The following is a 9,695-nucleotide window of genomic DNA, read 5'->3' as shown; positions in this document are numbered from 1 at the left end:
ATGACAGCCCCATGCGGGCGCGCTGGTGAATCGGCAAGCGGCTGATATGCTGGCCGTCGAGCACGATGTCGCCGGCGTCCAGCGCCACCAGCCCGACGATCATGTAGAACGAGGTCGTCTTGCCCGCGCCGTTCGGGCCGAGCAGTCCGACAACCTCACCGCTTTTCACGTCGAGCGATACGTCCTTGACCACCGTGCGCGTGCCGTAGCGCTTCTTCAGATGGCGGACCACCAGTGTGCTGGAGGTCGTGGCCTGCGGCGCGACGGTTTTGGGGGCGAGTGCGGTGGCGGACATAGGCAGACAGGAGAGGCAGCGGTACGGATCAGGGCTTGGCAGCGGGCGTGCTCGTGCGCGGGGCCAGGATGGCCCGCACGCGACCCGACGGGTTGGCGGAAGTGGCGTTCTCGGCGCCGCCCGAGGCTGTATAGAACTCCTTCTGCCCGTCGTACGTGATGACGGCGCCCCGGATCTCGTCGAGTTGCGTGGCACCTTGCAGGCGCTCCATGCGCGCGCGGCTGATCAGCTTGGAAATTTCCTGCTTGCCGTCGTACTCGATGCGCTCAGCCCATCCCTGGATGTATTCGTCGACGTTGTCGCGCTTCTGGCGGATGAACGCCAGGTTGCCCGGCTTGGACGTGGCCACGGCGTAGTTGTAGCCCTCGGGGTCTGTTCGCAGCTCGGCGGCGTCGGAGCGCAGCACCATGGTGCCTTTGGTCAGCACGACATTGCCGGTCAGGTGGTAGACCTGCTTCAGGTCGTCATAGCTGGCGTTGTCGGCTTCGAGCACCAGTGGCTTGTCGCGGTCGGCGCGCTCGGCGTGGGCGGGCAGGGCCGGGAGCAGCAGCGCGGCCACGATGGCCAGGCCGGTGGCACGGAAGGAGTGGGTCATGGAGATCACGTCGGAGAAGGGCGCGGTCGATGGGCGCGGTCAGGTGCGGGCGTGGAGTTTACTGCTTTGGCGCTCCCAGCCCCTCGATTCGGCCGCGCACGTTGCCCAGCAATTGTACTTGGCGCGTCACGTTGTTGAAGACGAGGCCGTTGGCGTTCATGACGGACGGCCCGCGGTGCAGTTCGACCGGCTTGTCGGTGCGCACGATGTCGTCGTTGAGCAGCACCTGGAAGTACGTTGAAGCGGCCGTCATCAGCGGATCCTGGCGCGGGTCCGGCCCCTGCGCACGGACCACCTTGGCGTTGTTGTACAGGTCGATGATGGTGCCTTCGCCGTTCATCTTGCCGAGGTCGGCGCGGGCGGTGACCTGCGGGCGGTCGGGCGCATACACGCGCAGCGCCGGGTACGTGACGTCGTAGGTGAGGTCGTCCTCGTAGTGGTTCATGTGGACGCCGGTGAAGCGGTATTTGGTGGCGCCGGTCTCATCCAGCGCGGTGGCCGAGACGCCGTCCATCGTGTAGTCGGGCGTGTGGCGCTTGGGTTGATTGGCGGCGGCATCGGTTTGCGGCGTGTTGACCTGCACGAGCAGGAACGTGATGCCGCACACGATCCCCATCAGCAGGATCGGCAGCCCGCGCAGCATGAGCTGCAGCACGGAAGAGACGAGGCGTTGGGAGCGTTCGCTGGCCATGGGCTCAGAAAGATTGCGGGGCCTGCAGCAGTTGCGCCAGCAGGGCATCGTAGGCGCCTTGCGCCTTGAGGATCAGGTCGGCCACTTCGCGCACCGCGCCGCGTCCGCCCGTCGCCTGGGCGACATAGTGTGCGCGGCTGCGCAGTTCGGCGTGCGCCTGGGCGGGGCAGGCCGCAAAACCGGCCAGCGTCATCACGGGCAGGTCGGGCCAGTCGTCGCCCATGTAGCCGGCGTCCGCCGGCCGCAGCTCGGTCGCGGCCAGCAGATGGGCAAACGCCTCGCGCTTGTCGGCCACGCCTTGGTACAGATGCTCGATGCCGAGTTCCCCGGCGCGCCAGGCAACGATCTCGGATTGCCGGCCGGTGATGATGGCCGGCGTGATGCCGGCCTGCGCCAGCAGCTTGATGCCATGGCCGTCGAGCGTGTCGAAGGCCTTGCTGATTTCGCCCTCGGGGCCCACCAGCAGGCGGCCATCCGTGAGCACGCCATCCACGTCGAACACCATCAGGCGCACGCGCGCCGCGCGTTCCATCGCCTGCGGAAAGCGCGCGTCGATATTGCTGTGGACGGGATCGGCCGGTGCGGTCATCTGCGAAAGGTGTCCCTCAGATGACCTTGGCGCGCGTCAGGTCGTGGATGTGCAGCGCACCGACGAGCAGCCCGGCGGCATCGACGACCAGGAGCTGGTTGATGCGGTGCGTTTCCATCACTTCGACGGCTTCGACGGCGAGCTGGTCGGGACCGATCGCGCGCGGATTGCGGTGCATGACTTCGTGCATCGGCACGGTGCGCCAGTCGCGCGGGGTTTCGAGCAGGCGGCGCAGGTCGCCGTCGGTGAAGACGCCGACCGCGCGGCCTTGCGCATCCACCACGGCGGTCATCGCCATGCCCTTGCGGGTGATTTCCATCAGCGCCTGCGACAGCGGCGTGTCTTCGGTCACGCGCGGGATGGCGTCGCCCGAGCGCATGACGTCGCGCACGTGCGTGAGCAGCTTGCGGCCGAGCGAGCCGCCCGGGTGCGAGCGGGCGAAGTCGTCTGCGCCGAAGCCGCGCGCGTCGAGCACCGCCACGGCCAGTGCGTCACCGAGTGCGATCTGCGCGGTGGTGCTCGCGGTGGGCGCGAGGTTCAGCGGGCAGGCTTCGACGTCGACGTGCGAGTTGAGCACGACATCCGCATGCTTGCCGAGCGAGGACTGCGGGTTGCCCGTCACGGCGATCAGCTTGGCGCCCAGCCGCTTGATGAGCGGCAGGATGGCGTTGAGCTCCGACACCTCGCCGGAATTGGAGAAGCCGATGAAGACGTCGTCACGCGTGACCATGCCGAGGTCGCCATGGCTGGCTTCGGCGGGGTGCACGAAAAACGCCGGCGTGCCGGTCGAGGCCAGCGTGGCGGCGATCTTGCGCGCGATGTGGCCCGATTTGCCCATGCCGGACACGACCACGCGGCCGGTGCAGCCGAGCACCATCTCGACCGCGCGCGCGAAGTCGGCGGACACCTGGGATTTGAGCCCCAGCACGGCTTGCGCTTCGATGTCGAAGGTCTGCTGCGCCAGCGCGAGCGCTCGATCGGGATTGAAATTCGCTATCATGGCGGCGAAGTATAACAATAAGCCACGATCCGCTTCCGGCGCGTCGTGGCTGGTCTTGCGGGGGGCAGCGGGGCGTGCGGGCGCCCTGTTTTGCTGCGCCGCGGCAATCCGCTTTCCAACCCGTTTCCGTCCCGTCGCCACGCCGTCATTTTTTGCTCTGCGGCGTCCCGCGCATCGCGTTCTTCGTTTATATCTGGCATCGGTCTTGCAGCGCGCCGCGTGCTGTTGGCGGCATGCGCGTCGCCGGCACCGTTCTGATGCGCGGCATCCGGCCGCCCTGTCCAACCTCTTTCGCCTGGTTTTTTCGCGTCGCATGCATTCGCCGCTGGAGCTCACTCTTGTCTTGTTGGCCGCCGCCGTGATCGGCGTGGTGCTGTTCCGCATGCTGCAGCTGCCGCCGATGCTGGCCTATCTGGTGGTGGGCGTGCTGATCGGGCCGAAGGCGACGGGGCTGGAGTCCGATTCTGCCCAGACGCGCTACCTGGCCGAGTTCGGGGTGGTGTTCCTGATGTTCTCGATCGGGCTGGAATTCAACCTCTCCAAGCTACGCTCGATGCGGCGGCTGGTGCTGGGGCTGGGCGCGTCGCAGGTGGTGCTGACTATGCTGCTGACGATTCCGGTGTCGCTGCTGCTGTCGTACTGGTATCCGCTGTCGTGGCAGGCAGGGCTGGCGCTGGGCGGCGCGCTGGCGATGTCGTCGACGGCCATCGTCTCAAAGATGCTGGCCGAGCGCCTGCAGCTGGAGACGGAGCACGGCCGCAACATCATCAGCGTGCTGCTGTTCCAGGACCTGGCGGTGGTGCTGCTGCTGATCGTCATTCCGTCGCTCGGGAAGAACCCGAAAGACCTGGCGCTGGCGCTTTCCATTGCCGCGCTGAAGATCACCGTGGCGCTGGTGCTGATCCTGTTCCTGGGGCAGAAGCTGCTCTCGCGCTGGTTCCACCTGGTGGCGGCGCGCCGCTCGCAGGAGCTTTTCATGCTGAACCTGCTGCTGGTCACGCTCGGTATGGCGGCGCTCACGGAGCGGCTGGGCCTGTCGATGGCGCTGGGTGCGTTCCTGGCCGGCATGCTGGTGTCGGAAACGCCGTACAAGCTGCAGGTGGAAGAAGACATCAAGCCGTTCCGCGACGTGCTGCTCGGCCTGTTCTTCGTGACAGTGGGCATGCTGCTGGACCCGCGTGTCGTGCTCGAGCATTGGGGGCTCGTGCTGGCCCTGGTGCTGGGCCCGGTGCTGTTCAAGTTCGTGCTGATCGCGTTGCTCGCGCGGGGGTTCGGCTCCGGGGGCGGCGCGGCGATCCGCACGGCGCTGGGGCTTGCGCAGGCCGGTGAATTCGGCTTCGTGCTGCTCAACCAGATCGACGGCATGAAGCTGATCGATCCGCTGCTCGGGCAGGCCATTCTGGCGGCGATGCTGCTGTCGATGCTGCTGGCGCCGTTCCTGATCCAGTACAGCGACGTGATCGCCATGCGGCTCTCGCGCACGGACTGGCTGATGCAATCGCTGGCGATGACGAAGATCGCCGCGCAAAGCATCGCTACCGAGGGCCACGTCATCATCTGCGGCTATGGGCGCAGCGGCCAGAACCTGGCGCACATGCTGGAGCAGGAAGGCATCGGTTACGTGGCGCTGGATCTGGACCCGGACCGCGTCCGCGACGCCGCGGCGGCCGGCGAACACGTGGTCTACGGCGATGCGGCGCGCCGCGAATCGCTGGTGGCGGCCGGTATCCACCGCGCGGCGGCGGTGGCCATCACGTATGCCGATACGCCCTCGGCGCTGAAAGTGCTGCACCATGTGCAGGCGTTGGAGCCCACGCTACCCGTGATCGTGCGCACCATTGACGATGCCGACCTGGACCGCCTGCAGCAGGCCGGCGCCACTGAGGTCGTCCCGGAGATCATCGAAGGCAGCCTCATGCTGGCCTCGCACGCGCTGGTGCTGCTCGGCGTGCCGCTGCGCCGCGTGGTGCGGCGTGCCCAGGAGATGCGCGACGCGCGCTACAGCCTGCTGCGCGGCTACTTCCACGGCCAGGACGACGAAGAAGACATGCTCGAGCGCGAGGCCGTGCGGCTGCATTCGGTGCCGCTGGTCGAAGGCTCGCCCGCCATTGGCCGCAAGCTCGGCACGATGGGGCTGGAGACGTTCAAGACTTCCGTGACGGCGATCCGGCGGCAGGGGATTCGCGCACTCGATCCGGAGCCCGATACCGTGCTGGAACAGGGCGACATCGTCGTGCTGCGGGGCACGCCGGAAGGGCTGCAACTGGCGGAGGAGCGCCTCTCGCCGCGCTGAAGGCCGGGCCGCCTATTTGGTGAGCGCTTCCAGCAGCGGCCCACGCGAGCGGCGCGGCGGTGGCGCATCGGCCATGCTGGGCGGCAGCCCGTCGAGCACTGCCGCGGCATCGAGCGAGCGGATCGACACCCGTGTGTCAGCCGGAATACGGCCCTCATGCTGCAGCATCAGGTAGCGCAGGCAGCAGACGCGCAGGAACGACGCAAAGTTCGCCACTTCGCCGCGCCGCTCCAGCAGTTCGTCGTAGAGCTTGCTGATGAGCTGGTTGACCGTCAGGCCGTCACGCTGGCCGATCTCTTCAAGCACCTCCCAGAACAGGCACTCCAGCCGCACGCTGGTTGCCACGCCATGCAGGCGTAGCGAACGCGCGAGGCTGTCGTACGAGTGAGGATTGGCGCGGATGAAGATTTCGCACATGGCCGGGGCTCCTGAAGGCGCCCGCGGGTCCGGTACCGGCGGGCAGCCGGATCAGTGTAGGACCCGCGTGCCCAGGACTTCAAGAAACTGTGCAAGCCAGGCCGGATGCGCCGGCCAAGCGGGCGCCGTGACGAGCTTGCCGTCGGTATGGGCCTGGTCGACCGGGATGTCCTTGAAGGTGCCGCCCGCCGCCGTGACTTCAGGGCCACACGCCGGATACGCCGAGCACACCTTGCCCTCCAGCACGCCCGCCGCCGACAGCAACTGCGCGCCGTGACAGATGGCCGCGATGGGTTTGTCGGCCTGGGCGAAGTGCCGGACGATCTCCAGCACGCGGGCGTTCAGGCGCAGGTATTCGGGGGCGCGGCCGCCGGGCACGAGAAGTGCGTCGTACGTGGCCGGATCGACGTCGGCAAAGCCGGCGTTGAGCGTGAAACGGTGGCCGGGCTTTTCGGAGTAGGTCTGCGCGCCTTCGAAGTCGTGGACGGCGGTGGCCACGGTGTCACCTGCCTTCTTGTCGGGGCAGATGGCGTGGACGGTGTGGCCCACCACCTGCAGCGCCTGGAAGGGCACCATGACTTCGTAGTCCTCCACGTAGTCGCCCACCAGCATCAGAATTTTCTTAGCCATTGCCGTGTCTCCTGTATGGTTGCGGTTTGCCCATTGTGGTTCGGCGCCATTCGGCCCGGGTGGTAGCCCATTACCGCAGACCACGTTTTCCCCGCTTTTTGCTTCTGCCATGAGCCAAGTCCCGCACCCTCAGGCGGCGTTGCTGACGCCGTCGTCCGTTCCCGCGTCTACCGAGCTGGGCGACGTGTCGCGCTACCTGCGCGACCGCATCCGCACAGTGCCGGACTGGCCGCAGGCCGGGGTGATGTTTCGCGACATCACGCCGCTGCTGCAGGACCCGAAGAGCCTGCGCGTGCTGGTGGATGTGTTCGTGCACCGCTACATGGGTCAGGGGCTGAGCCTGGTGGCGGGCATCGACGCGCGCGGCTTCATCCTCGGCTCGATCGTCGCGTACGAGCTGAACCTCGGTTTCGTGCCGATCCGGAAGAAGGGCAAGCTGCCGTTCACGACGGTGGCCGAGGAATACATGCTCGAGTACGGCAGCGCCACGGTGGAAATTCACGCCGATGCCTGCAAGCCCGGCGACCGCGTCCTGCTGATCGACGACCTGATCGCCACGGGCGGCACCATGATGGCCGGCAAGCGCCTGCTGGAGCGCCTGGGCGCGACGGTGGTGGAGGGCGCGGCGATTGTCGACCTGCCAGAGCTGGGCGGGTCGCGCCTGCTGATCGAAGGCGGGCTGCCGCTTTTTACGGTGTGCCGCTTCGACGGCCATTGAGCGCGCCCGGGCGATGCCTGCGCCGCGTATGCTCATGTGACAAAAATATGACGCTCTGCCGCCGTGCGCAGTAGCATGGACCCTTTCCGCGGTTCATTTCCGATCTGGCCGAGAGACGCCGATGCCACACGTAGTGCTGTTCCTGCTGACTTCCATTGCCATCACCGTGATGCCCGGGCCGGACAACCTGCAGGTCATCGCGCGCGGCGCAAGCCAGGGCCGCAAGGCAGGGCTGGCAGCCGCGGCCGGCTTTGCGTCCGGCTGCCTGTTCCATACGACGCTGGCGGCGCTGGGGCTCGCTGCGGTGCTGCAATCGTCGCCGCTGGCATTTCAGGCGATCCGCTGGCTGGGCGCGGCTTACCTGGTCTGGCTGGGCCTGCAGGCGCTGCGCAGCAAGGGTGGCGTCGGCCTGAAGAATGCTGGACCGCAGGCGGCGCCGGACCTGTGGCAGGTGTACCGTCAGAGCGTGGTGGCCAATGTGCTCAACCCGAAGGTGACGCTCTTCTTCGTCGTGTTCCTGCCGCAGTTCGTTGACGCGCAGGCCGGCCATGCTGCATTGCAGATGCTGTTGCTGGGCGGCGTGTTCATGGCGCAGACCGTCGTCGTGTTCAGTCTGTACGGCTGGTGTGCGGCAGCGCTGGGCGGCTGGATGCGCCGCACGCCGCGCGCGTCGCTGTGGCTCGATCGGGTGAGCGGCTGCATCTTCATCGGACTGGGCCTGCGTGTGGCGCTGACCAAGTAGCGCAACGGACTTCCATGTATACGCTGCTCAAACTGCTTTCCGGCGTGGCCCTGCTGGTGTGGGGCACGCAGACCGTCAAGGTCGGCATGCTGCGCCTGTACGGCGCCGACCTGCGCCGCCTGCTCTCGCGAAGCGTGTCGAACCGGTTCTCGGCGCTGCTCGCGGGCATCGGGGTGACGTGTCTCGTGCAGAGCAGCAATGCCACGGCCACCATCGTCGGGGCGTTTGTCGCGCAAGGGCTGATGAGCGTGTCGGCGGCGCTGGCGATCCTGCTGGGCGCGAACGTGGGCACGGCCATCATGGCCCAGGTGTTTGCGCTGGACCTGTCGTGGCTGTCGCCGCTCCTGATCTTCTTCGGCGTGATCCTGCACCTCTCGCGCAAGGGCAGCCCGGTCGGGCACTTCGGGCGCGTGCTGATCGGCCTCGGGTTGATCATGATGGCGCTGGAGCTGATTTCCGTGGCCTCCAGTCCGATGGTCGAAGCGAATGCGCTGCGCGTGCTGCTTGGCTCCATCTCGTCGGACACCGGCCTGAACATGCTGATTGGGGCGGTGCTCACGCTGCTGTGCTATTCGAGCCTGGCGGTGGTGCTGTTCTGCGCAACGCTGGCGACGTCGGCGGCGGTGTCGGTCAAGGTGGCGTTTGCGATTGTGCTGGGGGCCAACATTGGCAGCGCCGTGGCCGCGCTGGCGACCACGCCGTCATCGAGCCAGGCGGCGCGCCGGGCCACGCTCGGCAACCTGCTGTCGCGGCTGCTCGGTGCGGCGCTGGCGCTGCCGTTCCTCGGCACGCTGGCCGAACTCGCGCCGCATGCGGGGGTGGCGCTGCAGCATATGGTGGTGGCGTTCCACGTGGTATTCAACGTGGCCCTGGCGGCGCTGCTGATCGGCCTGACCGACCACATGGCCCGGCTGTGCGCGCGCATCCTGCCGGGCGGCGCGCATATCGACGACCTCGTCGCGCCGCGCTATCTCGATCCTTCGGCGCTGGCCACGCCAACGTTGGCGCTGGGCAATGCCGCACGCGAAGTGCTGCGCATCGGCGACCGCGTCGAGCACATGCTTGACAACACCCTGCGCGTGCTCAAGACGAACGACGCGCGCCTGCTGCAGACCACCCGCGCCATCGACGACGAGGTCGACGCGCTGTACACCGCCATCAAGCTCTACCTCACGCAGCTGAGCCACGAGGCGCTCGATGCGCGTGAGGGCAAGCGCTGGGCTGACATCATCTCGCTCACGATAAACCTTGAGCACGCCGGCGACATCCTCGACCGCCTGCTGCAGGATGTGCGCGAGAAGAAGATCGCGCACAAGCTGGCGTTTTCCGAGGCCGGCATGCAGGAGCTGGAGGACATGCATGGGCGGCTGGTCGTCAACCTCAAGCTTGCGCTGTCGGTGTTCCTGACGGGCGACCTGCGCAGCGCCCAGACGCTGATGCTGGAGAAGGCGCACTTCCGCGACCTGGAGAAACGCTACGCGCGCAGCCACCTCACGCGCGTGTCGGCGCAGACGGCGGAGAGCATCGAGACGAGTTCGCTGCATCTGGACATCATCAGCGATTTCAAGCGGCTGAACTCGCTGTTCTGCGCGGCGGCGTATCCGGTGCTGGATGAGGCCGGGGTGCTGAACCGCAGCCGGATGAAGGACGCGGACGAAGTCGACGCGGAAGCCGCGCCGGCCAGCCACTAAGACAAAAGCGCAGCCGAAGCTGCGCTTTCTGTTT

Annotated in this window: 11 protein-coding genes; 4 read left to right on the top strand and 7 right to left on the bottom strand. The window is 67.2% G+C overall.

Features of this window, described 5'->3' with window-relative positions:
- From A6M56_RS17665 to A6M56_RS17645, 5 genes are all read right to left on the bottom strand, one after another.
- The coding region (locus A6M56_RS17665; RefSeq protein ID WP_286758261.1) for an ATP-binding cassette domain-containing protein at positions 1–295 on the bottom strand (295 nt) is incomplete at its 3' end.
- A gap of 28 nt (positions 296–323) precedes the next feature.
- Positions 324–890 (bottom strand): lipopolysaccharide transport periplasmic protein LptA, encoded by a 567-nt coding sequence (lptA, locus tag A6M56_RS17660; protein ID WP_062739100.1) that lies wholly within the window; start codon positions 888–890, stop codon positions 324–326.
- A gap of 58 nt (positions 891–948) precedes the next feature.
- Entirely contained in the window at positions 949–1,581 is a 633-nt protein-coding gene (gene lptC, locus A6M56_RS17655) for an LPS export ABC transporter periplasmic protein LptC (protein ID WP_045785737.1), read from the bottom strand.
- A 4-nt stretch (positions 1,582–1,585) separates the two neighbouring features.
- Positions 1,586–2,170, bottom strand: coding sequence for a KdsC family phosphatase (locus A6M56_RS17650; RefSeq protein ID WP_062739099.1), 585 nt, complete (start codon positions 2,168–2,170; stop codon positions 1,586–1,588).
- 16 nt (positions 2,171–2,186) lie between these two features.
- Positions 2,187–3,170, bottom strand: coding sequence for a KpsF/GutQ family sugar-phosphate isomerase (locus A6M56_RS17645; protein WP_045785739.1), 984 nt, complete (start codon positions 3,168–3,170; stop codon positions 2,187–2,189).
- A 313-nt stretch (positions 3,171–3,483) separates the two neighbouring features.
- Between A6M56_RS17645 and A6M56_RS17640 the strand changes: the two genes are divergently transcribed.
- The gene (locus A6M56_RS17640) at positions 3,484–5,463 is read left to right on the top strand and encodes a monovalent cation:proton antiporter family protein (protein WP_102080966.1); all 1,980 of its coding nucleotides are present in this window, start codon (positions 3,484–3,486) and stop codon (positions 5,461–5,463) included.
- A 12-nt stretch (positions 5,464–5,475) separates the two neighbouring features.
- Here A6M56_RS17640 and A6M56_RS17635 read toward each other — a convergent pair whose 3' ends face one another.
- Positions 5,476–5,880 carry a ribbon-helix-helix domain-containing protein gene (locus tag A6M56_RS17635; protein WP_102080705.1) on the bottom strand — a complete coding sequence of 135 codons (405 nt, stop codon included), beginning with the start codon at positions 5,878–5,880 and terminating at the stop codon, positions 5,476–5,478.
- A 51-nt stretch (positions 5,881–5,931) separates the two neighbouring features.
- The gene (locus tag A6M56_RS17630; protein WP_045785741.1) at positions 5,932–6,510 is read right to left on the bottom strand and encodes a DJ-1/PfpI family protein; all 579 of its coding nucleotides are present in this window, start codon (positions 6,508–6,510) and stop codon (positions 5,932–5,934) included.
- A gap of 109 nt (positions 6,511–6,619) precedes the next feature.
- On the opposite strand from A6M56_RS17630, the gene A6M56_RS17625 reads away from it, so the two are divergent.
- From A6M56_RS17625 to A6M56_RS17615, 3 genes are all read left to right on the top strand, one after another.
- Positions 6,620–7,228, top strand: coding sequence for an adenine phosphoribosyltransferase (locus tag A6M56_RS17625; RefSeq protein ID WP_045785742.1), 609 nt, complete (start codon positions 6,620–6,622; stop codon positions 7,226–7,228).
- Positions 7,229–7,349: 121 nt separating this feature from the next.
- Positions 7,350–7,970 (top strand): LysE family translocator, encoded by a 621-nt coding sequence (locus tag A6M56_RS17620; protein WP_045785743.1) that lies wholly within the window; start codon positions 7,350–7,352, stop codon positions 7,968–7,970.
- A gap of 14 nt (positions 7,971–7,984) precedes the next feature.
- On the top strand, positions 7,985–9,661 hold the full coding sequence (locus A6M56_RS17615; protein WP_062739097.1) for a Na/Pi cotransporter family protein: 1,677 nt from the start codon (positions 7,985–7,987) through the stop codon (positions 9,659–9,661).
- Positions 9,662–9,695 lie beyond the last annotated feature (34 nt).

This window comes from Ralstonia sp. RL (assembly GCF_001683835.1).
GTDB classification, from domain to species: domain Bacteria; phylum Pseudomonadota; class Gammaproteobacteria; order Burkholderiales; family Burkholderiaceae; genus Ralstonia; species Ralstonia mannitolilytica.
This window is presented reverse-complemented; position numbering and strand designations above follow the sequence as displayed.

Excerpts from the sequence above, each read along its gene's own strand:
- A6M56_RS17650 (WP_062739099.1), bottom strand. The coding sequence starts at position 2,170 with ATGACCGCACCGGCCGATCCCGTCCACAGCAATATCGACGCGCGCTTT.
- A6M56_RS17645 (WP_045785739.1), bottom strand. The coding sequence starts at position 3,170 with ATGATAGCGAATTTCAATCCCGATCGAGCGCTCGCGCTGGCGCAGCAG.
- A6M56_RS17635 (WP_102080705.1), bottom strand. The coding sequence starts at position 5,880 with ATGTGCGAAATCTTCATCCGCGCCAATCCTCACTCGTACGACAGCCTC.
- lptA (WP_062739100.1), bottom strand. The coding sequence starts at position 890 with ATGACCCACTCCTTCCGTGCCACCGGCCTGGCCATCGTGGCCGCGCTG.
- A6M56_RS17630 (WP_045785741.1), bottom strand. The coding sequence starts at position 6,510 with ATGGCTAAGAAAATTCTGATGCTGGTGGGCGACTACGTGGAGGACTAC.
- lptC (WP_045785737.1), bottom strand. The coding sequence starts at position 1,581 with ATGGCCAGCGAACGCTCCCAACGCCTCGTCTCTTCCGTGCTGCAGCTC.
- A6M56_RS17625 (WP_045785742.1), top strand. The coding sequence starts at position 6,620 with ATGAGCCAAGTCCCGCACCCTCAGGCGGCGTTGCTGACGCCGTCGTCC.
- A6M56_RS17620 (WP_045785743.1), top strand. The coding sequence starts at position 7,350 with ATGCCACACGTAGTGCTGTTCCTGCTGACTTCCATTGCCATCACCGTG.
- A6M56_RS17615 (WP_062739097.1), top strand. The coding sequence starts at position 7,985 with ATGTATACGCTGCTCAAACTGCTTTCCGGCGTGGCCCTGCTGGTGTGG.
- A6M56_RS17640 (WP_102080966.1), top strand. The coding sequence starts at position 3,484 with ATGCATTCGCCGCTGGAGCTCACTCTTGTCTTGTTGGCCGCCGCCGTG.